This window comes from Enterococcus larvae (genome assembly GCF_017830045.1).
GTDB lineage: Bacteria > Bacillota > Bacilli > Lactobacillales > Enterococcaceae > Enterococcus_L > Enterococcus_L larvae.
On the sequence record NZ_JAEDXU010000001.1, the window covers coordinates 42233 to 65728 of the forward strand.

Here is a 23496-nt window from a genome sequence, read left to right on the forward strand (position 1 = left end):
AATACGAATCTATTATCTACACTTCTCGATGCTTTCTAATATCTCCTGATAAATCCAGCATATACCCTTTAGATCGAACCGTGCGAATCACATCGGGAAGTATGCCGCTAGCTTCTATTTTTTTTCTTAGATGAAAAATGATATTTGCTATTCGAATTTTCGAATCACGAATCTGCTTCTTCCATATTTCTTCTGATATTTCGCTGTATGTAACAGTAGTATTTAAATTTTTATAAAGTACATATAATGTCTTATACTCAATTTTCGTTAATGAAATTTCTTCATTTCCCAAAATTTGTACACTAAGGTTTCTAGAATTGAGCACAACTCTCTCAAGTGATTCTTTCCCCTTTTCCCCACTAATTCCTTCTTGATTTTTTCCAAAATCATTGGATAGATTGTTAATTTTATTTAAGTTGTTAGAGATAAGTAGTTGCAGTTCATCCTCTTGACAATCCTCTGGAACAATTCCCAATGCACCTAATTGAAGATATACACTTCTCATCATTTGAGGTGTTTTTGATAAAAATGTCCACACATGAGCATCTGATTTTTCTTTAAGCTTTATCAAAATGTTGCAAACCTCCGCTGCATCCTTGGTTGTATTTCCACGAATGATGACTACCTCTATTTTTGAAATCTTTTCTTCAAAATCCTCGGGTGTCAATTGAACCACATCAATGTCTTTTTCTTTAAGTTTATCGAAGAATGATTCAGAAAAATTTTCCGATAAGCTGATAACCCCTGCAAGCATACTAGATACATCTCCTTCATAACTTCCTTTATAACAAAAAACAAATCAAAACATGATTTTCTTGGTTTTTTCTCAAAGTATTTATCTTTGAGATATAGTTGATAATTCCTAATAGAAAAGAGTCTAATTTTCTTGATGACGGCTTAATTGACGCTTTATTTTATGAAGACTTGGGAAAGAAATTTCGATTTACATGTTAAAAAAATAGAGAATTTATATAAAATCACATGATGGTGTTTTTTGTCAGACGGCTTAACTGACGGTAAAAGCTGTCACAACGCCTATTTTTTGATATACATAACCGATATTATTGATATCAAACTGTGTTTTATATCATATTTTTACAAAATTTATGAATAAATTGAGAGAAAAATGAGAAAAAAATTGTAGACTTGCTCCTTTTATTAGTTTAGAATGAATTTGTAATCAAATAAATGTTATCTCAAAGATAAATATTTTGAGATACGATAAGACAGTCAAAATCATACATCTAGCTAGAACTATTCATAAGGTTATCAAATAATCTACAACGTCTTAAAAATCGTTATTTTTTTGATATTCACTTGTTTTTTTATGCTACATACTCGTTTTTTTAAAATTGGCTTATTTCATTTCTTCAACAAAAGTCAGTATTGCAAAGAAAGTTAAATTAATTAAAAAATTATTTCAAAGCAGATAATGATCAGTAAATAGTCACCTTTTTCATCATAAAATCAGCATAATCAATTCGCTTTAATTCCATTTTTTGACTTTCTACAAGCAAACCACAGCGTTAAATCGTGCAATCAACAAAAAAGAAGAGCAGCAGATTTTTCACTCCAAAATCAATTACTATCATAAATAGACGACGAACAAAAAGGTCATAGACAGTCTGATACTTCAACAGTCTATGACCCTATATAGTAAAGTTCTGTGTTACTAAATGACCCAAACAGATCACCCTTTTGCTTTTTTCAGTCTGCCGACCCCATTCATGGTATCACCCAATGGCGAAGAAATGTATTCACCCTTCTTTTTCTATCGCTCGAATAAAACTGATATATGTCACTAGGAAGTAAATGAAGAAGATCATTAGAAATATGCCCAATGCAATCAAATAATAGTAGCTCCCCGATGTACTTAAGCCAGTATAGTAAGCAAAGCTGTCACTTGCAAATATTCCTGTAAAGGCACTGATAAGGGTAGCAATTATGACCGGACACAAATAGTAGATAGCCAATTGTTTTAGGACAACTTTATTACGTTCTCTTCGGTTCAGTCCTAAATTTTTCAGTATCTGGTACCGGTATCTATACTTAGAGGCATCAGATAACTGTTGAACCGCTAAAATACTCATCGCTACGACTAAAAAGACGATTCCAACATATCCTAAAGTAAAGCTCGCACTAGCCGTTACACTGTCCAGCTCTTTGATTAGACTTTCTCGTACCAGGATTGGTGTACTGAAGGTAATAAGCTGCTCACTACTGGTTCCGTACTTGATTGCCAATAGTTTGTCTTCAATATCGCCATCTTCCAGATATCCTGAATCTTTTTCAAGCTCTTGCTCGATCTCATACATCGAATCGCTCCCTACATTAGCAGCTAGAATACTGTAATATGGCAGCAGCTTCGGCAGGTTGTTATCTGGAACAACAAGGATGTAGTCAGCACCATTCATCCCGCTTTGAGTAAATGGATCTGTGATCACTTGTCGACAATCCAATACTTCTCCCCCTATAGAAAGATCATTCCTTTCCCCATAGTCAGAAAACGTTTCGGCTAATTTTTCTTTTGCCTGAATCAGGTATTGCCCCTCATCTAAAACAACTGTGTCAAATCCTGCCATTTTTCTCAACTGATTGTAATCAGATAAGAGCATGTATGTGTCGTAATCAAAATATGCACTCCGGCCTTCAGAATCATAGGCTCCTTTGACATTTTCATATAAATAGTCATTCAACTTCGTTTGTTTATCATTTTCGTATACATGATAGGTATATGCTTCTTCTATTACACCATGCTTTTCAATCACACTCAGCTGCTGCTGGAAATCTGTTGAAACCCCATCCTTAAGATAAAAAACATCAATATCCATCAAGTTCCCATCAAACACCTCTTTTTGATAGCTGGTAAATAGTAAAACAAACATCCAGCTTAAGATGGTTACGGCAAATAGAATCGTGAGTGAGCCCATTGTAAAACGCATGGTTTTTATTTTCGAAGCCAACTGTCGGAAAATAAAAATATTGGCTTCCTTAGTAATCGTTCTTCCTTTTCTTTGAATATAGCTGGTTAAGTATCCGGACATTCCTATAAACAGACCATAAATCGAAGCAAATAAGCCTGCAAGTAACGGCCAGATAAGCTGAACATTCGCATGTCCGGTATAGACGATCAGGTGGAAGAATATAAGATAAATCAAGCTAATCACAAACAGGCTTTTCCTTTTCGTACTTACTTCATTATTGTTTTCCAAATAAAGCAACTCACGAATTTCCATCTTCTTGAATCGTTTGTTGATCCGCAGCAGTGCCAGTAAATAAGCAAATAGATAGACAGCAAACGTAAGCAGATAGGTGTACATATTTATATCAACAACGAACTGATACTGTGAATCAAATACGGTAAAAAATATATTGATCAAGGCAAGATGCAGCAAATAACCAGGAATCAGTCCTAGAAAAAAAGTGAGTGCTCCTAAAAAAAGATGCTCTCTTTTAAACATTTTCCCTACCTGCTTTTTATCCATTCCTATCAGTAAATAAGTGCCAAATTCCTTGCTTCGTCTCTCCAGCATAAAATTGATAATATATTTCGTCAGCCAGATAACGATCACAACAACAAAAAAAGTAGCCAAGCCAATAAATACCGCAATAGAGGTCACCTCATTCAAAAGCTCTCTAACTGAGGCTGAGAAGAGTAAGCCGTTAAAGGCAAACATCAACGAAGAAATGATCATCATCGTAATAACATAGACAAGATAATCCTTCACAGATCTCCTTGCATTTCTAAATGATAATTTATTAAGCATGGCCATCGCCTCCAATAGCCGCCAATACGTCCAATATCTCATTCAAAAATTCTCTTCTGGTTCGATCACCTTTATACAGCTCCTGAAACACTTCCCCATCGCTGAGAAACAGAATGCGATTGCAATAACTGGCACTAAAAGCATCGTGGGTGACCATCAAAATCGTTGCTGCCATTTCCCGATTCATTTTTTCCATCGTTTCCAAAAGCATTGCTGAAGATTTTGAATCCAACGCCCCTGTAGGTTCATCAGCCAAAATCAACTTCGCCTCAGTAATCAGTGCACGAGCACAGGCACAGCGCTGCTTTTGCCCTCCAGATACTTCATAAGGAAATTTTTCCTTCAGCTCATATATCCCAAGCTGCTCCATCATCCTCTTCACTCGGTCTGGTGCTGCTCCTTTACCTACCTGCAGGCTCAATGCAAGAGTGATATTCTCTTCCAAAGTCAATGTATCCAGTAAATTAAAATCCTGAAAAATAAAGCCTAGATTTTCTTTCCTAAACTGTGCCAAGCGATTTTCATCAAACTGAGTGATATCCTGATTGTCAAAAAAAATATGACCGGCACTGACTCGATCGATCGTTGCCAGCATATTCAACAGCGTCGTTTTCCCACTGCCGCTCGTCCCCATGATACCGGTAAACTCTCCTTCATTCACTGAGAAGCTCACTCTATTCAAGGCTTTTGTCGTACTGCCCTTATTTCCATAGTATTTTTCTACATTGTCTATTCTGATTAGCTCATTCATTTTCCAGCACCCTTCCTCTTATAAAAAATCCTGTTAAATAGACGCATCATCCCTATGTTCATGTCACGTCAGCCGAGTGAGTAGTGTAGGGGCAAGAGAAAAGAAATAATAACTACTTTCATTTCTTTTGCTTCATACTTTGTGCAAAGCTCACTTTTCGTGCATTGAATCTTTAACAGGATTCGTATATAAATCCTATTAAAGAAATAATAACTACTTTCATTTCCTTTGCTGCATACTTTGTGCAAAGCTCACTTTTCGTGCATTGAATCTTTAACAGGATTTATATAGAAACAATATAACGCTACAACTTAAGTATATTCATAAATAAATTGATGTTATATCTATTTAGATTGCATGGAAGTTACAAATCTGAAAGATAACTATTTTTGGGAAATGTAAGAATCATCTCTGTGTATTCATCTTCAGTAGAGTTTGCTTCGATCGTCAGTCCTAATTTGGTACATAGCTTCTTACACAAATAAAGACCAAAGCCTGTTGCTTTTCCTGCATCTCTGCCATTCGTGCCAGTGAACCCCTTATCAAATACACGAGGCAGCTCGTGAGAGACTATGCCGAGCCCTTCATCCCTGATGATCAATCGAGTGCTTTCCTTTGTTGAGATAGTCTTGAATGAAACTTGACCCGAACCCTCTTTCTTATACTTGACGGCGTTAAACAAAAGCTGATTGATAATAAAAGCGAGCCATTTTTTATCGGTATGCACCATACCCTCACAATCGATAGTGATCTGCATCTGATTTTGAATAAGCAGAAATTTGTTTTTCTTGACCAGCTCACTGATGATTTCCTGAACTGGCGCTTCTCGTATCAAGTAATCTTGATGAACATAATCGCTTCGTGCATAAAAAAGAGCTTGATCCACTTGATTCTCCAAATCGATCAGATACGCCTGCAGCTTTCGAGCTGAGTCTCCTTTTAGCTCAGCACTCATCAAATACAAGCTGGTTATAGGAAGTTTTACCTCGTGAATCCAGGCTTCAATAAATTCTTTGTATTCACCCTGTTCCTCTTCCAATAAAACAATTACTTCCATTGCTGAGATCGTTGACTTTCTTAGGATATCTTTATAAACCTCGTCCTCGTAACGCCATGTTTTCTCCATCATTTCATAGATCAGATAGGGCTTATCCAGCCGCGTCATTTGCCTAGTGATACCATCAAAATATTGTCTTCTTTTATAATACTCAATACCAAAATACAGCAGAAACACACTCCCCCAAACAAGATCGATCAATGCGATCGTGAGGAGTGTGTTTCCCACAGTCAATAAGTAAAAGGACAGCAACAGCACACCAGAAAGGTTCAGAACGACAATCAATAGCTTGTCATGTATATAACGAAATAGATTCATATTTGATACCCAACTCCTCTTTTCGTCTGAATGAAATCAGAAACGCCCAAAGCTTCCAGCTTATTTCGCAGTCTCGTCATATTGACGCTCAATGCGTTATCATCTATAAAAACATCGTTATCCCAAAGATAAACAATAATATCCATTCTTGGGATGACCTCTCCCTTTCGCTGAAACAAGTAATGCAGCAGTTTAAATTCTGTTTTGGTCAACTCCGCCTCCTCTGATTTGAAGAGAACCTTATACGTACTGATATTCAAGGACAAATCTTTGTGGGTCAACAGAAACTGTTCGCTAGGCTGATTGATCGTCCTTTTCAGTACAGCCTGAATACGTGCCAAAAGCAAAGACGGTGTATACGGCTTTGTGATAAAATCATCGCCGCCAAGTAAAATACAGTCAAGCTCCGTCATGACACTGTTGTCGCTTGTTAAAAAAATCACAGGGATTGCTGACGTCTGCCTCAATGAACGACAGATTGTTTGACCCTCCTGATCCGGCAGCTTTAAATCTAAAAGGACCAAATCTGGAGAACAATCCAGTATTTGATCAACTACATGCTCAAATTTTTCAATAACAGTCACCTTAAAAAAAGCATTTTCCAACAGTCGTTTCAATTCATTCCTTACGTTCTTTTCGTCTTCAACAATTAAGATATTCATACTATTTCTCCACTTCATTCACGGTCTATGGGAAATCTTTCCCCTAGACGGCTTTGTTTCTTCTTCTAGAAATCCTCTCTTATTATAGCATGTATTGATCCTAGGTAAGAAGCCAGCCTTGTTTCTTCCACTCTCAAGAAATTACTTAGACAATTTTTTCTTTAAGATCCCCTTCTGTCTTATCAACTTCTTTTACAACATCATTTTATATTTATTATCATTTGTGAATATTTTAACATAATCATATTTTTACAAATAGCATATAATAGATTTAAGTTGACGAATAAAAACACAACTGGTATTATCTGTTTGAGAATGATAATATCATTCCATAATTGAGAATAAAAAAAGAGACAGACATTTTTTAATGTCTGAATTATTAACTATAATACTTTGAAAGTCAAACTATTTTACTCAGTTTAACAAAAAAAGTATTGGTTAATAACAGAATTATTACTTTGATTATCAAAACAACTAGGAGGATTCAAATGAAGCGAGTTGTAATAACCGGATTAGGAGCAGTGACTCCTCTCGGCAATACAGTAAAAGAATATTGGCAGCACCTGAAAAATGGACAGCTGGGGATTGGGAAAATCACAAAATTTATCTCAGAGGAAATCGGTGTATCTTTAGCCGGTGAAGTAAATGACTTTGATCCCAGTCCTGTGTTAGATCGAAAAGAACAAAAAAGAATGGATTTATTCTCTCAATACGGTCTGACAGCTGCCCTAGAAGCATGGGAAATGAGCGGATTAGCTGAGACTTCCATTGATGCTAAGCGATTTGGCGTCATTGTCGGCAGCGGAATCGGTGGTATGACCACCTTGCAGGATCAAGTTCGAGTGATGGATAAAAAGGGACCGAAACGAGTAACACCCTTCTTCGTTCCTATGGTTATCGCGAATATGGCTTCCGGAAACATTTCGATTCGTTTAGGAGCTAAAGGGACTTCTCAGACAATTGTAACTGCTTGTGCCTCAGCCACCAATGCTATTGGTGAAGCGTTTCGAGCAATCAAGCACGGAACAGCAGATATCATGATAACTGGCGGAACTGAAGCAACCATCTGCGAGATTGGGATCGCTGGTTTCGCCGCACTGAATGCGCTGAACACAACAGATGACCCTGCACGTGCCTCTATCCCCTTCGATAAAGAACGCAAGGGTTTTGTGATGGGCGAAGGAGCTGGGATGCTTGTCTTGGAAGAGCTGGAGCATGCGAAAAAAAGAGGTGCAGAGATTCTTGGTGAGATCGTCGGCTATGGCAGTAACTGTGATGCCAGTCACATGACTGCTCCATTGAAAGACGGCAGCGGCGCAGCAGATGCCATGCTGATGGCACTGGAGGAAGCGGGTATACAACCAAGTAATGTTGGCTATATCAATGCTCACGGAACTTCTACACCGGCAAATGATGCAGCAGAAACAACAGCCATCAAACGTGTATTTGGCGAAGGAGCAAAACAGGTCCCTATTTCCAGTACAAAAAGCATGACGGGACATCTGTTAGGCGCTGCCGGCGGAATTGAAGCGATTGCTTGTGCGAAAACATTAGAAGAAGGCATTGCTCATCCGACTGTTGGTTATGAAGTGCCTGATCTGGAATGTGATTTAGACTATTTAACAGAAGGAGCCCGCTCTATTCAGGCTGATTATGCAATTAGCAACTCGTTTGGATTCGGCGGTCATAATGCGGTTATCTGTATGAAGAAATGGAGAGATGAATAACATGGAAAAAGTAATGACTGTAACTGAAATAATGGAATTGATCCCAAACAGATACCCTATCTGTTTTATTGATTATGTTGATGAAATCATTGCGGATAAAAAAATCATCGCAACGAAGAATGTGACGATCAATGAAGAATTTTTCCAAGGTCACTTCCCCGGAAATCCTACAATGCCTGGCGTTTTAATCATTGAGGCTCTTGCACAGGTAGGCTCTATCCTCATACTAAAAATGGATCAGTTTAAAGGGGAAACAGCTTATATAGGAGGAATAAACAAAGCCAAGTTCCGACAAAAGGTCGTTCCCGGCGATGTACTGAAGCTTCATTTTGAAATTGTTAAATTACGCGATTTTGTCGGTGTTGGCCAAGCTGTTGCCTATGTTGACGGTAAAAAAGTCTGCGAATGCGAGCTAACATTTATTGTAGGGAGATAGTAGAACTATCCCCTTTCTGACTAGCGCTTAACTTATGGAACAGAGACTGGGAGTGAAGCGTTTCGCTCCTATGGCCCTCTCCGTTTATTTGGATTTAGGACAAGAAAAAGTGTAGGAACAGATTATGCTCCTACACTTCTTTATTTTTCTAATCTACTCTGAATATTTGAGTATTGTCCGGTCATTCAACGGCTGTACTTCACGATTATTATGTGAATACAGTTTTTTGAATGATTCGATTTGCTCTGAAGAAATTTCTACCGGATTTTCCATCACATACCATTCCACATTTTCATTTAAAGGCGGCGTAGTTAGTGAACCCAAATAATGATAATAGCTCTTATTGCTTGGCAGCATCTCATCTAAATCAGTGATAGGATCATCCTTTTCATTTTGGACATCATCCAAGACTTCCTGAAATCCCTTGTTCTCCTCTCCTTCTTCAAAGAAGACACCCACAACTGCGATTCGACCATCCTGAGCAGTATTAACAAAATGCGCTTCCATCGGATAGTGCTCTCCATCTACTGTATGCTCACTCTGGGCATGAAAATGAAATTGCGTTAAGGTAAAGTTTCTTCCGTTGATTTGCGCTGTTCCTCCATCAGATACTTGAATACTATGACCATTGTTTTCTACACTGGTAATATCTGAATCGTAATCTAACGCAATCGTTCCGGCATCTTCTGTCATCGCCTCTGCCTTGCTCGTTGGGATATCGATTGGCGACTGCATCTGTCCTGCAGTAAATTCCCACTCTTCCTGATTATCATAATCAATGTGTCCCTCTGCCGATTCTGACTCCGACGTACTTTCAGATTTGACTGAACTTGATTCTTCGGTCTGACTTTGACTAGTTGCAGAACAGCCTGTTACTGCAAGGCTTACTCCAAATAAAAAAACAAATGTTGATATCTTTTTCACTGTGTTCCTTCCTTTCAAAAACAAATCGTTTATTCGAACAAGCTAACTATTCATCTTATTTTTCACCCATTAAGATGATACCACCAGACAAAATTATTTTCTAGACTATTTTTGTGAAAAATATGTATATTACTTCTAATAATGTACGATAACAGTAATCACTCGTTCTTGAAGCATATAGTAGCGAAGAATTGTTAAGCTAGTGTTAACAAATTCTTAAGAAAACAGACAGCAAAAAAACAGTCACTGATTTCATGACTGTCTTTTTTCTTTACACTAGGCAATTGTTCACTCAATACTACATAGATAGATATTTACCAGATAAAAGGAATCAATCTATATTTTACCTTCCGCTTATATTCTTTATAGCCTTTCAGCTCTTGTTCAAGTACCATCTCTTCATTTTTTATCCGCTTTACCAATAAAAATGGGTAAATCAAGAAAATGAAAAAAGCCGGAACTGACCCTAAAATGACTGGCATTGATAAGAAAAGCACGACAGTTGCAGAATACATCGGATGCCTCACTACGCCATACAAGCCCGTATCTATCACTTGCTGGTTTTCCTGTACCTCAACCGTTCTTGAAAGGTACATATTCTCCCGCATGACCTCTGCATACGATCCATAAGCAACTAACAAAAAAATGGAAGCAAGTATAACCAGCCATAGTGGTAGATGACTCCAGCCAAATCTGAAGTCCAAACCGGCAACAACAAAACCTGCCAGAAACATTACTAAGGATAGAGAAACGACTTGTACTTGTTCTGTTTCCTTCTCCTTCGTATTTAGACGCTTCGTCAACAACTTAGGTGCTTTAAGGAATAAAATAATTCCAAGCAAAAACATAGGTATAAACAATATACCTATCAACAGCCAAGCATTCCAGAATTGAAATGTTCCCGCTGGAAGAAGTAGGAGTAGACTAATTGCTGCCAATCCCGAAACAAACTTGATCAGTGCTTGAAACAAAAGCTTACTATTCATCATACTCACCTCCTAGCTTTTTCTTAACTATAACAAATCGTTATTATGAAAGATAGGCAGAGCATGGCATGGCTGAACTTATTATATACGCTATTGCTGATCCCTATCCTCATCTTGATAGTTTAGACTAAATTCTCCCATTTTTCCAAGTTACTTCAAAACACGAACGAAATAGGATATCATTTCCATTTAATACGATTGTAGAACTATAAATGGATTAAATACGAACATTACAAAAAACATAACCAACAAAACACGAAAAATCATCGACAGGGAAAATATCCAATGTTATCATTATTGAAAACACTAGATATTTTAGAGAAAGCAGGAAGAGCATGAAAACGTTGTACGATGGTAAAACGAAAACAGTCTTACTTGATGAAGGAAGCAAAGAAATAAACCTACTGTTTAAAGATAGCGCAACTGGAGAAGATGGCGTTTTTGATCCTGGTTCCAACTCAGTCGGCGGCAGCGTTGCCGGTAAAGGAAAAATCGGCTTAGCTATTTCCAAGTATTTTTTTGAATTAATGGAAAAAAATGATATTCCTACTCACTACTTAGATGCAGACATCGAAAAAGGGTTGATGAAAGTTCGCCAACTGACTGTCCCGAATTTGGAGTTTGTTTTACGCTATTTCACTGCCGGTAGTATGTGCCGTCGCTTCAGCTTACCGGAAGGCTTGCCTTTTGACCCGCCATATTTGGAAGTGACCTTAAAAGATGACGAACAAGGAGATCCATTGATCACTGATCGTTTGTGTCAAATGAAGGGGATTTTAGTCCCTGGTCAATACGATGAAGCACTTGAGATTTTAACAAAGGTTGGTGCCGTTCTTAAAGATGCTTTAGCTGAAATGAATCTAACCTTGATTGATTTCAAAATTGAAATCGGATATGATGATGAAGGAAAAATGTATGTCGTTGATGAAATCACCCCGGATATCTGGCGCGTTAAAGATGAACAAGGCAACATTCCTAACCAAATCGATTGCGCGCAGTTGATTTTGGATAAAATTTAAAAGCTGTGCATTCTAGGGCTGATGGATATTCCATCAGCCCTATTTTCAACAAAATACTTCTTTTATGAGACATCCTGCTTATATGCCACACACGTCATCTTCATAAAAAAACAGGAGCGATCATCGAACTGACAATCGCTCCTGTTTTTACTCTATATTTATTTCTTCGGCTCGTCCTCGTCCATCTTAAGAACAGCCATAAAGGCTTCCTGAGGCACTTCTACAGAACCAATCTGTTTCATCCGCTTCTTACCTTCTTTTTGTTTCTCCAACAGCTTACGCTTACGGGAAACGTCACCGCCGTAACATTTCGCCAATACATTTTTACGCAAGGCCTTGATGTCGGAACGGGCAACGATTTTTTGTCCAATTGCTGCTTGGATCGGTACTTCAAACTGCTGTCTTGGAATCAGCTTTCTCAGCTTTTCAACGATTGCTTTCCCACGTTCGTAGGCAAACTCTCTATGGACGATAAAGCTCAATGCGTCGACCTTTTCAGCATTTAGAAGAATGTCCATCTTCACCAGACGGCTTGTACGATAGTCACTCATCTCATAATCCAGAGACGCATAGCCTTTTGTACTTGATTTCAGCTTATCAAAGAAATCAAAAACAATTTCTGATAATGGAATATAGTAAACCACGTTCACGCGGTAATCATCCAGATAATCCATCGTAATAAACTCGCCGCGCTTTCTTTGAGAAAGCTCCATCACTGCTCCAACATAGTCATTTGGCACCATGATTTGCGCTTTCACATAAGGCTCTTCCACAGACTCGATCACACCTGGGTCTGGGAAATCTGCTGGATTATCTACAACAACCAACGAGCCGTCTGTTTTGTTCACGTGATAGATAACTGATGGTGCTGTTGTGATTAGTTCCAGATTGAATTCTCTTTCCAGACGCTCTTGAATAACGTCCATGTGCAGCAATCCCAAAAAGCCGCAACGGAATCCAAAGCCTAAAGCCTGAGATGTTTCCGGTTCAAATTGTAGAGCTGCATCATTCAGCTGTAATTTTTCCAACGCTTCTCTTAAATCATTGTAGCGAGAATTATCAATTGGGTATAGTCCGCAATACACCATTGGATTCATCTTCCGATATCCATCTAGTGCTTCTTCAGCAGGGTTATCCGCTAAAGTAACAGTATCTCCGACACGTGTATCCTGTACTGTCTTGATGCTGGCTGTGATATAGCCTACGTCTCCTACCATCAAGAAATCTCTGGCGATCCCTTTTGGAGAAAATACGCCAACTTCTGTTACATCAAAGGTTTTACCATTACTCATCATCTGGATTTTATCTCCAGGTCTAACAACCCCATCCATGATACGGACATTTAAAACAACACCGCGATAGCTGTCATAAACGGAGTCAAAAACCAATGCTTTCAACGGGGCTTCAACATCGCCTGCCGGTGCTGGTACATACTCAACGATCTGTTCAAGAATATCCTCGATCCCGATTCCTGCTTTCGCACTAGCTAAAACCGCTTCGCTGGCATCGATCCCAATCACATCTTCGATTTCCTGACGAACACGCTCCGGATCAGCAGCCGGCAAATCAATCTTATTGATGACCGGTAAAATTTCCAAATCATTATCTAATGCTAAATAAACATTCGCCAGCGTTTGTGCTTCAATCCCTTGTGCAGCATCAACAACCAACACAGCTCCTTCACAGGCAGCTAAACTTCTTGATACTTCATAGGTAAAATCGACGTGTCCCGGAGTGTCGATCAAGTGGAAAATATAGGTCTCCCCATCCTTCGCTGTATAATTCAGCTCAACAGCATTCAGCTTGATCGTGATCCCACGCTCCCGCTCAAGATCCATCGAGTCCAACAGCTGAGCTTGCATTTCACGGGAAGTCACTGTATTGGTTTTCTCCAATATTCTATCAGCAAGCGTTGATTTTCCGTGGTCTATATGGGCAATAATGGAAAAATTACGAATTTTTTCCTGCCTTTTTTTCATATCATTTATATTCATTGTCTTCCTCATTTCTTTTCAATCAGCAGTTCTCATTATAACAAGGTTTTTTATAGATTTAAAGAACTTTCATCAAATGCTTTTCTGATAAAATCAGATTCTTGCCTTTCCGTATCTGTAAAAAAAATAACCAACCATTAGAAAACGTTTTCTTCACTCTTTTTTTACGATAAGCACTACTTTTCTGTATGTTTTCGTGTTTTTTGATATACTTGTTATAAAAATAAGAAGGAAAATGGAGAGATAAAAATGGATCAGAATGAATTTCGAAAACAATTGGAGCTGAGGCCTGTTGGTGAAGAATACCTTGACCAATTCAACGAGCTGCTCAGCTATGTCTTCCAATTTACTGAATCTGATTTAGAAGAAAGCGGCTTTGATAATAAACGGGAATTTGTCCGTTCCAAACGACCTATTTTAGAGCTGTCCAAGGTATTCGGCTGGTTTCATGATAACAAGCTGATTTCACAAATATCCATCTATCCCTGTCGTGTAAATATCCATGGTTCAATTTATGAAATGGGCGGGATCACTGGTGTCGGCACCTATCCTGAGTATGCTAATCATGGATTGATGCAAGATTTGATTCATACAGCACTCAAGACCATGAAAGAAGACAAGCAGTGGATTTCTTACTTATATCCCTATAGCATTCCTTATTATCGCCGCAAAGGCTGGGAAATCATGTCAGATAAGCTGACCTTCAGCATTCGAGATACCCAGCTGCCAAAAGCGGTTACTGTACCGGGATTAGTCGAAAGAACAGCGGTCGATCACGAGGATGTATTTACAGTCTATGATCAGTTTGCCTTACAAAACCACGGTGCAATGATCCGCAGCAAATTCAACTGGAAAGAGTACTGGCGTTTTGAAAATGAAGAAGAACGTACAGCCGCTATCTATTATGATGCAGACCATAAGCCAACAGGTATCCTCTTTTACTGGGTAGCTGAAGAAGTTTTCCATATTAAAGAAATGTTCTATTTAAATCAAGAAGCACGAAACGGACTGTGGAATTTTATTACCGCTCACTTCTCAATGGTTTACTGGGTCAAAGGAAATATCTATAAAAATGAACCATTAGCTTTCTTACTTGAGGATAGTCAGATAAAAGAGACGATTGAACCCTATTTTATGGCTCGAATTGTGGATGTAAAAGGATTTCTTTCAATGTATCCCTTTAAAAAAACGACTGAGGCCTTCCACTTCGTTGTAAAAGATCCTGTTGCTGAGTGGAATAACGGCGTCTTCTCTTTACAATGGGATGAGAATGATCGTGTAATCATCGGTGATGAGCCTATAGGCAATCCGGTAACATTAGATATTCAGACACTGACCTGCCTGTTCATGAATTACCGCCGCCCCAACTATCTCTATCGGATCGAACGACTGGAAACCGATAAAGATACCTTAGACACTCTTGAAAGAATCTTACCTGATCAGGAAGCTTATTTTAGTGATGATTTCTAAGAAAGGAGCAATCTAATGAAGCAAGTCCTATTTATTGGCGGACCTATGGGCATCGGAAAAACGACGATCAGTAAGTCGCTTGCCAAGAAGTTAGAGCACTCTGTTTTTCTTGACGGCGACTGGTGCTGGGATACTCATCCATTTATCGTCAATGATGAAAATAAAGAAATGGTCATAAAAAACATAACCTTTCTGCTCAATTCTTTTTTGGAGAATACAACCATTCAAACAATCGTCTTTTGTTGGGTGATGCATGAACAGACAATTATTGATTCATTAGTCACCGGCTTGAATGAACCGTTTGAGTTTCATTCCTTCTCATTAATCAGTGATGAACAGACATTGACGAATCACTTTATGAAGGATGTCCAACAGGGAAATAGAGCGGCTGCACACTTGGAAAGTAGCTTGATCAGACTCCCTCTGTATCAAGAACTCAACACAACATGTATTGATATTTCCACTCTCTCCATAGAGGAAGCAACTAATAGTTTACTGAAACATATTTCTAATTAATTAATATTGGAGGATTTATTTTATGAAAATTTACTTCGCTGGTCCAATGTTCGCAAAAGCAGATTTACTTTATAATGAATACTTGGTGAAGGAAATTCGAGCATTGAGCTCGGAAATTCAAGTATACTTGCCACAGGAAAATGAGGCAATCAATGATAAAGCAGCCTATGCTGACAGTAAGATGATTGCGTTGGCAGATACAGAAAAAGTATTGGAAAGTGACCTGCTGGTTGCTGTTCTGGATGGTTTAACAATTGATGCAGGAGTTGCTTCCGAGATCGGTGTTGCTTATGCAAAAGACATTCCTGTCATTGCAGTCTACACAGATACTCGCCAGCAAGGTGCTGATAACTCAAAAAAACTGGCGGCACTACAAGAAACCGGAGAGAATCAGTTTCACTATTTGAATCTTTACACAGTTGGCCTGATCAAGCTGAATGGCGATGTTTATAACACGGAAGCAGGTTTTTTAGAAGCCATACAGGAATTTATTGAGAAATAGTTCATACGATTTTAGGAGGAGAAAAAAATGAAATTACAATTTGAGGATAAACAGGAACGGCTGGCGTTTTTCTTCCTGCTGATTTTTGGGATTATCACGTTAGGCGTAAACATTGTAAAAATATTTACTGTGGAGCCGGCAAGTCAGTATCAATTGCTGACTGTGGAAATGATTGCTGGGATTGCAATTATCTTCCTACCATTTATTTTTACCCGTTTTACCGGATTGGTCTTCCCTAAGATCGTCCGCCTATATTATTGGTTCTTTTTATGGATTTCCGTTTTTCTAGGAACTGGGCTGCGACTGATCATCGTTATTCCTTTCTGGGATAAGATTCTCCATGCGGTCAGCCCAATCTTACTGGTTGCAGTTGGTTATGCATTGATTGGCTACTACATGAAGGACAGTGATTTTTCAAAAGTCAGTCCTTGGCTTTTTATCGTCATGGGGTTTGCCTTTGCCGGTCTTTGCGGCGTGTTCTGGGAATTCTGGGAATTTCTATGTGACAGCATCGGAAACATGAATCTGCAGCGCTATATGACAGAAGCAGGACAGCCGTACATTGGTCGAGAAGCTTTGATGGATACGATGGGCGATCTTCTGACGAATACCTTGGGTGCATTGATTTTGACGGTTTACAGTTTCACTCAACGTCATAAGCCTGAGTATTTTAAATCTTATGCTTTTAGAAAAGAGACAACTACAAAAGAATCCTGAGTATTTAATTTATAAAACTGCGTACTTTCTGACTTAGAGACTGCGCAGTTTTTTTCTTCCCTCCTCTAAACAGTACGCTCTCACCCATTTTTAAATATTTCTACCTCACAAGTTTTTAAATTTTATTAAAAAAATAGTTTAAAATTAATATAGCACCAATTACATAATAATGTTATCATGTAAGAAATTACACTTATAAAGGAGAGTTATTATGATTAAAAAATATGATTACCATTCAGATTTTGACAGTATCAGTGAGCAGTATGATTTTCTAAACACAGCAACATTGGATGACTTCGCTGCGTTGAATGTCGAGCTTCGTAAGCTATGGTCAGAAAACAATAGCGATAATTTGGTAAGCGTTACCAAAAAGAAGATAAAAAGCTCAGATGGTTACATGTGTGACATTCAGATTATTGAGCCTCATTCTTTGGAAAATACAAAGGATGCTCCTTGTTTATTGTTCTATCACGCAGGAGGATTTCTAATAACAGGTATGGCTCACCATATTGGCTTGTTGCGGGATTATGCACTTTCGACTCCTTGTAAAGTGATCTATATTGACTATCGCTTATTGCCGGAGCATCCATTCCCGGCGGCTCTAACAGACTGCTACTCTTTACTTGAGTGGGCATCGGAACATGCTGATGAGCTGAGAATCGATCCTGAACGTATTGCTATTGGTGGAGATAGTGCCGGCGGTTGTATGACTGCAGCCGTTGCTCAAATGGCAAGGGATAAAAATGGTCCAAGCATCACCGGACAGATGATCTGTTTTCCTACAACAGATGCCGACATGGCAACAGAATCCATGATAGCTTTCACTGACACACCTATCTGGAATTCGGTTCTTTCCAAAGGAATGTGGCCGCTTTATTTGAAAAATGGTGATTTAGGTACTCCTCAATATGTTTCTCCTATCAAAACGGCTTCCTTTGAGAATTTACCAAAGGCTTATATGGAGACAGCTGAATTTGATTGCCTCAGAGATGAAGGAATCGCGTATGCCAAGTCAATGGCAAAAGCGGGGGTTCCTGTTCAGCTAAATGAAACAAAACGAACGATTCATTGCTATGATGCCGAAGCAGAAAGCACGATCACGAAAGAAAATATTGCTAAGAGGATAGACTTCCTGAAAAGTGTGCTTTATAGCTGATAGCTGGCTACAGCCATAAATGAAAAATATGCACCAATAAAAGCATGTGTCTCATGAAATTTGACAGGTCCTACTTGACAAGTCATTTCATGAAAGACACATGCTTCTGTACTTATTTCATTCAATTCCTTCTATCCAGTTGTTTTCACTCTTTATGCTTTACAGACCGGCTTTAACAATAACCTTATCAAATATCTGCAACCTTAAATCAACCGGCATATCGAACAGACTTGTTGCATGAACCAATGGATTGACTTCGACTGTTTTTCCATCTTCTTCAAGTGTTGAAATCAACTTATCGGCAGCATCACCTTCGCTTTTGTACGGACGGCAGACAATTGTACGAATTTGATTGATCAATCTGTTTTCCTCACTCCCTAAATAAGTCAATCGATTTTGAGTCAACAATTCATGCTTTCTATAATCATCCCATAAATTCACAATTGTCCAAGTTGGCCACAACGGCTGAAGCTGACTTTCAAAAACAGCAAGTGGTCTATCCATCCAAAAGAAAAGCATATGGTTATCCAAATCCAAATGCAATCCTTGCCTTGCAAAATCCGTGTAGGTCTCTGTTGATAAATCGGGAAATGAAAATTCAAGACACCCTGCCTGCTGCTCTACGTTCTCCACGATTCTTTCTCCTGCAAACAAAAGCTTACTTCCGGCATCGTATCCAAAAATCGGATGTATTTTCAGTGTTTCATGGCTAGTGACACTTAACGCCCCCTCCAGTTCCCGCCCTACAGCCTCGGTAAAAGAGTCTTCCCAATTCGATTTATCGTATGAATGCATTGGCTCCCCAAGCTGATCAACAGCACTGTAGCCAACATAGGCTGCCAAATCCAAGACGCCATTGAATCCCCACTTAACTAAATAGCCTGACCACATTATTCTTAGCAGCTTCAAATACATGTTTCTTAAAGGGATGTCATATTTGATATCTTCCCCGCCAAAGAATATCAGAACGTTCAAATCTAAATCAATCACAGCTCCTCCTTCACACCAAACTGTGTCCAACCAATACTCTGCTCCTGATTTTTCATGATCTCTAAAGAAAGTAATCGCCTTTTCAGGCCCCCAAAATAGATAGGAATCCAAAGAGTTCGCTGCCCAATGATCGTAATAAATGCTGTATGTATTATTCTCCATGATAATAAGATTTGCTCGTTGTCCCATTTATTTTCTCCTTCATTTAATACAATCAATGATAGCAAATAATAGCGCAAACAAACAGCTGATTATTTTATGAAATCCCGATTTTTAGAAAGCTGCCTCAACTTTATTTACTGTCTTGACGGAGACAAATACTAATGCTAGACTGAAAAAGAACATAAGTTCGACAACAGAAAAGAATTGAGGAGCATTATGGAAAAGGACTTAACTTATGGGGAACCAATAAAAAAGATTTTATGGTTTATGATTCCAATTTTTATTGGAAATCTGTTTCAACAATTTTATAATTTTGCTGACACAATGATTGTCGGGCGGCTGTTGGGTGTGAATGAGCTGGCGGCTGTTGGTGCAACCGGCAGCCTAATGTTTGTTGTTCTCGGCTTTACACAAGGCTGCGGTGCTGGATTCTCAATTATTCTTTCACAGCATTTCGGCAGTAAGAATGAAAAGAAAATCAAGGAGAGCTTTGCGACGAGTATTCTACTCAGTCTGGCGATAGCTGTGGTTGTAACGATCATCAGCTTTCTGTCGATTCGTCCGCTGCTCACATTTATGCAGACGCCGCCTGAGATCATGGAACTTTCTTATCAATATTTATCTGTTATTTACTTAGGTAGTATCACCGCATTCGGTTTCAATCTACTTAGCAATATGCTTAGAGCGTTAGGAGATAGTCGGACTCCTTTATATTTTTTGATTGTTGCCTGTATTCTGAATGTTTTTTTGGATTGGTTTTTAGTTCAGGTCATTCCTATGGGGGTTCGCGGGGCTGCAATTGCCACGGTCATTGCACAAGCCGTTGCTGCTATAGGTTGTGGTTTATTCATCGTCTACCGCTTTCCCTTACTGCAGGTTAGGAAAAAAGATTTTAAGTTGGATAAACAAGAGGTACACAAGCAATTGGCGTTGGGAATTCCTATGGGCTTTCAGTATTCCATCATTGGCTTAGGACAGGTAGCTCTGCAATATTCATTAAACCTGTTGGGAACCGCAGCAGTTGCTGCTTATACTGCTGCAGGAAAAATTGAATACTTTTCATCAATGCCTGTTCAAGCTTTAGGAACTGCCCTTGCCACTTTTGCAGGACAAAACCTTGGTGCGAAAAAATTTGACCGCATTCGTTACGCCTTTAAACGCCTGCTATTTGTATCCTTAATAATTGCTGTCGTGATGGGTGCCTTCAACTGGTTATTTGGTGCTGAGCTGATTGGGATTTTTGTCAATCATAAGGAACATGAGGTAATTGAGCTTGGCATTCAAGTATTGCAAATCAACGGATTAAGTTACTGGCTATTGTCCATCTTGTTTATCTGTCGCTTTACACTTCAAGGTCTTGGTAAAAGTGCTGTTCCCACGATCTCAGGGGCTATGGAGCTGATCAGTCGCTTTATCGCTGCTTTTCTTTTGTCCGAGCAACTCGGCTTCTTTGGCTTAACACTGGCGAACCCTTTAGCATGGGCACTTGCAGCAATTCCATTGTCTATTGCCTGCTTTTTGACTTTTCGTCAACTGCGAGCTTCTGAAACAGCTGCATTATCCATTGACTAGCTGGACTTGATGTTGAAATAAAGGTTGGAATTTTCAAGTGTTATAAGAGGAGGACATATCATGAGTCTTTGTAAGGAATGCTACAGTAAACATAATAGAATCACCCCTTTGAATGGCGTAAGAGAGTGCCTTGAAAATCATGAGCAATATATTTGTGGAAGCTGCGGTCGCTGCATTTGTATCCAAAAGGATGAGAAACGGAATCTCCAGCGATGGAATTTCCCTTTTCAATCTCTTGAGACTGCTATTCTTTATTTGCGAACAGCTGATGTTACGGAAGAAAAATCCTGCGGCATTTATTGCCTGACTAATAATAATGGACGAGAATCATACAAGATCTTTTCTTCTGATGAGGCACTGGATCTTTACCTAAAAAAAAATAAGAACAAGCGCTGTTCTGATAAAGTCCCTGTTTATCGTTTTTCTGCCTATCAAACCTTTACTGGTACGCAGATACGCAAACTAACAACCACTGAGGTTGAACAATATCTGACAGAAATCAGCTAAAAAAATAATGGATTCGGTTTGATCAAATCGAATCCCTTATTCTTAATGTCTTCTTCTCGAATTAAGACGTTCATCTGTTCTTTTCATGATTTTTTGAATCTTCTGCTGTTCTGCCAGTAGTCGCTGCCTCTTCATTTCAAATGCTTGTTTCTCTGACTCATTCTTTGCAGCCTCTATCTTTTTACTTACTTCATCTAATTGGTTGTCCAGCTGCTTTTGCCACTGATCATTAAAGCTCAACCACCACTGCTGTTTTTCAGCAGCACTTTGTCCTTCATTAGAAAAAGAAGATCGAAGCAGCTGCACGTAGTTCCGAACGTTACTCCCACGTTCTCTTTTCAAATCATCTACATAGTAATCCTTCTGTTCTTCGTTCATTTGAGAAACATAGTGATCCTCTTCTTTGTCCACAATATTTTGCATAAAACCGATGATTGGCAAGACTAAGTAGACAACCAATCCGTATCTTGGGAAAAAGTAGGCAAACACTAAAATCAATAAGCGGAACAACAGCATAAGCCCTTGCCGCTTCGCTTCTCTTTGCAGGAAAAACTCAGGCAGCTTCTCCTTCTCTTCAATCTGTGCTCCCAAAGAATGGATCAGGCGTGACCAAAGAAGCGTAACGACAAAGCTAAGGATGCCATAGAAAAAAACAACCTGTCTATTTGTGTCCTCAATCAACAAGCGAGTAAAGGTCGGAATCAAAGACAACGTGAAAAGAAAGAGCATATAGATGACAAAATCCTTGTTTTTGATCTTTTTGATTTGATTGAATTTTTGGGCGCCTTGATACCACAGATCTGCTACAAAACAGAAGCTGATAAAGTAGATGCCGATCGAACGAAACAAAACATACATGTCCACTTCGCCCGATGAAGACAGCTTGATAGGAAGCTCCAATACAATGATCGTAATAATGATTGCAATAATCGCATCTCCAAATGCAACAATTCTTTCCTTCATCTTCTCCATAGCAATTCTCCCCTTCAGCCAATTTCCAATTTGATTATATCCTGTAATACTTGATACTGAAACACATCCTTATAGGACATTTACCTTGCGTACCATTTTGTTAACTCGATACTTTTTAGTATAGCACGATTGAAGAATACTGGCAGTTGTTAGGCTTGTCGCAAAAGTCCGTACGCATAAAAAGAGAGTGGGACAATAATCTGTTGCCACTCTTTTCCATACTCTAAATCTGAATAAACGGCGAGTCAGAAGTAGCTCCTACGACAATAAGCCGGAATTCAACAAAAATTTGTGAAACAATTTTCGTGAATTCCGGCTTATTGCTTGTAGCTAAACACTTCTGTCTCAGCCTCTTTGCGTTTAATATCTATTTATTGTTAAAGAGCCGGAGCAACCTGCAAGGTCCAAACCAAGGTCGCTTGATATTGGCCCGCTTCGGAAATCACTGAATGCTTATCCAGCCCAAGTGTGATATTTTTCTCTGTGTAAATATAGTCCTGATCGATTGGAAGATCAGGCTGCTTCAAGTTCTTGCCTTCTTCGTTATCTGGAGAGAGCATTGAAATCAAGTGTTCGCCTTTTGCAGCCGTTCCTTTATAGTTGGCAACCCCAATGTTATCAAAACCAATTGTCGTCGCCGAGTATAGTTCATACCCATTAGGGTCGTTCCAATTGCTATTTGGATCGCTTATATCTACGCCATGGACCTCTGCATTGTCCTTCATTTGTCCAACAAAGAAATGTTCATTTTCAATCTGCTTTCCAGTGCCGACATGAACAAATGGTATCCGCCTCACTAATAGCTTCCAACCGCTATTTCCCAATGTATTATCTACAATTCTTACATTGTAGGCTCTTGCATCCATGTATGTTCAAGGAGGCCACTCACTTGGATATGCAGGTTGAATATAAGGATCATAAGGATTCATCATCCATTCATTATGGAATACCTCAATTGGCAGGTTGATATTTTTCATATGCTCTCTTTGATTGACTTCAGGAAAATATTGTTTCTTATCTTGCGAAGGAGTAATTTCCCCAAAGTTGAGCCCTCCATGTGATACCTCCATACTCATTTCCCCGCCTAGTGCTTCAACAGAAGCAGGCGTTTCGTAGCTCTCTGCTGCTGCCTGAATACCAGAAATACTAAAAATACTTAACATACCCCAAAAAAACCCATTTTTTCATTTATATTCCTCCTAAATAGTTTCATAACAATTGTAACATAACACAAAGATCATTAAATTAATTTAACAAAAATCAAAAAAAGATATTTTTTAAACAGAATCAT

The 23496-nt window shown here is 38.9% G+C and carries 22 protein-coding genes; 10 read left to right on the forward strand and 12 right to left on the reverse strand.

The features are described 5' to 3' along the window. Window positions 1-16 precede the first annotated feature (16 nt). From I6N96_RS00185 to I6N96_RS00205, 5 genes are all read right to left on the reverse strand, one after another. Window positions 17-754 (reverse strand): helix-turn-helix domain-containing protein, encoded by a 738-nt coding sequence (locus tag I6N96_RS00185; RefSeq protein ID WP_209555485.1) that lies wholly within the window; start codon window positions 752-754, stop codon window positions 17-19. Between the two features lie 1003 nt (window positions 755-1757). Beyond that, on the reverse strand, window positions 1758-3809 hold the full coding sequence (locus I6N96_RS00190) for an ABC transporter permease (protein WP_209555486.1): 2052 nt from the start codon (window positions 3807-3809) through the stop codon (window positions 1758-1760). Next, window positions 3760-4518: an ABC transporter ATP-binding protein gene (locus I6N96_RS00195; protein ID WP_209555487.1), complete on the reverse strand. Its 759-nt coding sequence runs from the start codon at window positions 4516-4518 to the stop codon at window positions 3760-3762. The genes I6N96_RS00190 and I6N96_RS00195 overlap by 50 nt, the downstream gene beginning before the upstream one ends. A 364-nt stretch (window positions 4519-4882) precedes the next feature. After that, window positions 4883-5893, reverse strand: a complete 1011-nt coding sequence (locus tag I6N96_RS00200) for a sensor histidine kinase (protein ID WP_209555488.1) — start codon at window positions 5891-5893, stop codon at window positions 4883-4885. Next, window positions 5890-6555 carry a response regulator transcription factor gene (locus I6N96_RS00205; protein WP_209555489.1) on the reverse strand — a complete coding sequence of 222 codons (666 nt, stop codon included), beginning with the start codon at window positions 6553-6555 and terminating at the stop codon, window positions 5890-5892. Before I6N96_RS00205 ends, I6N96_RS00200 begins: the two co-directional genes overlap by 4 nt. 488 nt (window positions 6556-7043) lie before the next feature. On the opposite strand from I6N96_RS00205, the gene fabF reads away from it, so the two are divergent. Together fabF and fabZ are read left to right on the forward strand one after the other, a co-directional pair. After that, window positions 7044-8282, forward strand: coding sequence for a beta-ketoacyl-ACP synthase II (gene fabF, locus I6N96_RS00210; RefSeq protein ID WP_209555490.1), 1239 nt, complete (start codon window positions 7044-7046; stop codon window positions 8280-8282). Window position 8283: 1 nt separating this feature from the next. Further along, entirely contained in the window at window positions 8284-8718 is a 435-nt protein-coding gene (gene fabZ / locus I6N96_RS00215; RefSeq protein WP_209555491.1) for a 3-hydroxyacyl-ACP dehydratase FabZ, read from the forward strand. A gap of 153 nt (window positions 8719-8871) precedes the next feature. Here the strand turns inward: fabZ and I6N96_RS00220 are convergent, their stop codons facing one another. Together I6N96_RS00220 and I6N96_RS00225 are read right to left on the reverse strand one after the other, a co-directional pair. Continuing rightward, the gene (locus I6N96_RS00220; RefSeq protein ID WP_209555492.1) at window positions 8872-9642 is read right to left on the reverse strand and encodes a carbonic anhydrase; all 771 of its coding nucleotides are present in this window, start codon (window positions 9640-9642) and stop codon (window positions 8872-8874) included. 314 nt (window positions 9643-9956) lie between these two features. Next, window positions 9957-10631, reverse strand: coding sequence for a methyltransferase family protein (locus I6N96_RS00225; protein WP_245186788.1), 675 nt, complete (start codon window positions 10629-10631; stop codon window positions 9957-9959). Window positions 10632-10963: 332 nt separating this feature from the next. On the opposite strand from I6N96_RS00225, the gene I6N96_RS00230 reads away from it, so the two are divergent. After that, window positions 10964-11647: a phosphoribosylaminoimidazolesuccinocarboxamide synthase gene (locus tag I6N96_RS00230; RefSeq protein ID WP_209555493.1), complete on the forward strand. Its 684-nt coding sequence runs from the start codon at window positions 10964-10966 to the stop codon at window positions 11645-11647. A 158-nt stretch (window positions 11648-11805) separates the two neighbouring features. Here the strand turns inward: I6N96_RS00230 and lepA are convergent, their stop codons facing one another. Continuing rightward, a complete protein-coding gene (gene lepA, locus I6N96_RS00235) occupies window positions 11806-13641 on the reverse strand; it encodes a translation elongation factor 4 (RefSeq protein WP_283811149.1) in 1836 nt (611 codons plus the stop codon). Window positions 13642-13890: 249 nt separating this feature from the next. Between lepA and I6N96_RS00240 the strand changes: the two genes are divergently transcribed. From I6N96_RS00240 to I6N96_RS00260, 5 genes are all read left to right on the forward strand, one after another. Further along, complete coding sequence (locus tag I6N96_RS00240) at window positions 13891-15111, forward strand: GNAT family N-acetyltransferase (protein WP_209555495.1); 1221 nt, start codon at window positions 13891-13893, stop codon at window positions 15109-15111. Window positions 15112-15126: 15 nt separating this feature from the next. Beyond that, window positions 15127-15627 (forward strand): AAA family ATPase, encoded by a 501-nt coding sequence (locus I6N96_RS00245; protein WP_209555496.1) that lies wholly within the window; start codon window positions 15127-15129, stop codon window positions 15625-15627. Window positions 15628-15649: 22 nt separating this feature from the next. Beyond that, window positions 15650-16129 carry a nucleoside 2-deoxyribosyltransferase gene (locus I6N96_RS00250; RefSeq protein ID WP_209555497.1) on the forward strand — a complete coding sequence of 160 codons (480 nt, stop codon included), beginning with the start codon at window positions 15650-15652 and terminating at the stop codon, window positions 16127-16129. A 27-nt stretch (window positions 16130-16156) separates the two neighbouring features. Then, window positions 16157-16846 (forward strand): DUF2238 domain-containing protein, encoded by a 690-nt coding sequence (locus I6N96_RS00255; RefSeq protein ID WP_209555498.1) that lies wholly within the window; start codon window positions 16157-16159, stop codon window positions 16844-16846. A 211-nt stretch (window positions 16847-17057) separates the two neighbouring features. Next, a complete protein-coding gene (locus I6N96_RS00260; protein WP_209555499.1) occupies window positions 17058-18002 on the forward strand; it encodes an alpha/beta hydrolase in 945 nt (314 codons plus the stop codon). A gap of 159 nt (window positions 18003-18161) precedes the next feature. On the opposite strand, the gene I6N96_RS00265 is transcribed toward I6N96_RS00260, so the two are convergent. Next, window positions 18162-19181 (reverse strand): hypothetical protein, encoded by a 1020-nt coding sequence (locus I6N96_RS00265; RefSeq protein WP_209555500.1) that lies wholly within the window; start codon window positions 19179-19181, stop codon window positions 18162-18164. A gap of 189 nt (window positions 19182-19370) precedes the next feature. On the opposite strand from I6N96_RS00265, the gene I6N96_RS00270 reads away from it, so the two are divergent. Together I6N96_RS00270 and I6N96_RS00275 are read left to right on the forward strand one after the other, a co-directional pair. Next, window positions 19371-20726, forward strand: a complete 1356-nt coding sequence (locus I6N96_RS00270) for an MATE family efflux transporter (RefSeq protein ID WP_209555501.1) — start codon at window positions 19371-19373, stop codon at window positions 20724-20726. Window positions 20727-20786: 60 nt separating this feature from the next. Continuing rightward, window positions 20787-21233, forward strand: a complete 447-nt coding sequence (locus I6N96_RS00275) for a hypothetical protein (RefSeq protein ID WP_209555502.1) — start codon at window positions 20787-20789, stop codon at window positions 21231-21233. A 42-nt stretch (window positions 21234-21275) separates the two neighbouring features. Here I6N96_RS00275 and I6N96_RS00280 read toward each other — a convergent pair whose 3' ends face one another. The 3 genes from I6N96_RS00280 to I6N96_RS00290 form a co-directional block, all read right to left on the reverse strand. Continuing rightward, window positions 21276-22205: a TMEM175 family protein gene (locus I6N96_RS00280; protein ID WP_209555503.1), complete on the reverse strand. Its 930-nt coding sequence runs from the start codon at window positions 22203-22205 to the stop codon at window positions 21276-21278. 377 nt (window positions 22206-22582) lie between these two features. Then, window positions 22583-23071 carry a WxL domain-containing protein gene (locus I6N96_RS00285; protein ID WP_209555504.1) on the reverse strand — a complete coding sequence of 163 codons (489 nt, stop codon included), beginning with the start codon at window positions 23069-23071 and terminating at the stop codon, window positions 22583-22585. A gap of 6 nt (window positions 23072-23077) precedes the next feature. Beyond that, window positions 23078-23368: a hypothetical protein gene (locus I6N96_RS00290; RefSeq protein WP_209555505.1), complete on the reverse strand. Its 291-nt coding sequence runs from the start codon at window positions 23366-23368 to the stop codon at window positions 23078-23080. Window positions 23369-23496 lie beyond the last annotated feature (128 nt).

Coding starts and splice junctions, on each gene's coding strand:
- I6N96_RS00265 (WP_209555500.1), bottom strand. CDS start 19,181: ATGGGACAACGAGCAAATCTTATTATCATGGAGAATAATACATACAGC.
- I6N96_RS00245 (WP_209555496.1), top strand. CDS start 15,127: ATGAAGCAAGTCCTATTTATTGGCGGACCTATGGGCATCGGAAAAACG.
- I6N96_RS00205 (WP_209555489.1), bottom strand. CDS start 6,555: ATGAATATCTTAATTGTTGAAGACGAAAAGAACGTAAGGAATGAATTG.
- I6N96_RS00290 (WP_209555505.1), bottom strand. CDS start 23,368: ATGTTAAGTATTTTTAGTATTTCTGGTATTCAGGCAGCAGCAGAGAGC.
- I6N96_RS00190 (WP_209555486.1), bottom strand. CDS start 3,809: ATGAGATATTGGACGTATTGGCGGCTATTGGAGGCGATGGCCATGCTT.
- I6N96_RS00230 (WP_209555493.1), top strand. CDS start 10,964: ATGAAAACGTTGTACGATGGTAAAACGAAAACAGTCTTACTTGATGAA.
- I6N96_RS00255 (WP_209555498.1), top strand. CDS start 16,157: ATGAAATTACAATTTGAGGATAAACAGGAACGGCTGGCGTTTTTCTTC.
- I6N96_RS00225 (WP_245186788.1), bottom strand. CDS start 10,631: ATGATGAATAGTAAGCTTTTGTTTCAAGCACTGATCAAGTTTGTTTCG.
- lepA (WP_283811149.1), bottom strand. CDS start 13,641: ATGAATATAAATGATATGAAAAAAAGGCAGGAAAAAATTCGTAATTTT.
- I6N96_RS00285 (WP_209555504.1), bottom strand. CDS start 23,071: ATGGATGCAAGAGCCTACAATGTAAGAATTGTAGATAATACATTGGGA.
- I6N96_RS00260 (WP_209555499.1), top strand. CDS start 17,058: ATGATTAAAAAATATGATTACCATTCAGATTTTGACAGTATCAGTGAG.
- I6N96_RS00200 (WP_209555488.1), bottom strand. CDS start 5,893: ATGAATCTATTTCGTTATATACATGACAAGCTATTGATTGTCGTTCTG.
- I6N96_RS00250 (WP_209555497.1), top strand. CDS start 15,650: ATGAAAATTTACTTCGCTGGTCCAATGTTCGCAAAAGCAGATTTACTT.
- I6N96_RS00185 (WP_209555485.1), bottom strand. CDS start 754: ATGCTTGCAGGGGTTATCAGCTTATCGGAAAATTTTTCTGAATCATTC.
- I6N96_RS00275 (WP_209555502.1), top strand. CDS start 20,787: ATGAGTCTTTGTAAGGAATGCTACAGTAAACATAATAGAATCACCCCT.
- I6N96_RS00270 (WP_209555501.1), top strand. CDS start 19,371: ATGGAAAAGGACTTAACTTATGGGGAACCAATAAAAAAGATTTTATGG.
- fabZ (WP_209555491.1), top strand. CDS start 8,284: ATGGAAAAAGTAATGACTGTAACTGAAATAATGGAATTGATCCCAAAC.
- I6N96_RS00240 (WP_209555495.1), top strand. CDS start 13,891: ATGGATCAGAATGAATTTCGAAAACAATTGGAGCTGAGGCCTGTTGGT.
- I6N96_RS00280 (WP_209555503.1), bottom strand. CDS start 22,205: ATGGAGAAGATGAAGGAAAGAATTGTTGCATTTGGAGATGCGATTATT.
- I6N96_RS00195 (WP_209555487.1), bottom strand. CDS start 4,518: ATGAATGAGCTAATCAGAATAGACAATGTAGAAAAATACTATGGAAAT.
- fabF (WP_209555490.1), top strand. CDS start 7,044: ATGAAGCGAGTTGTAATAACCGGATTAGGAGCAGTGACTCCTCTCGGC.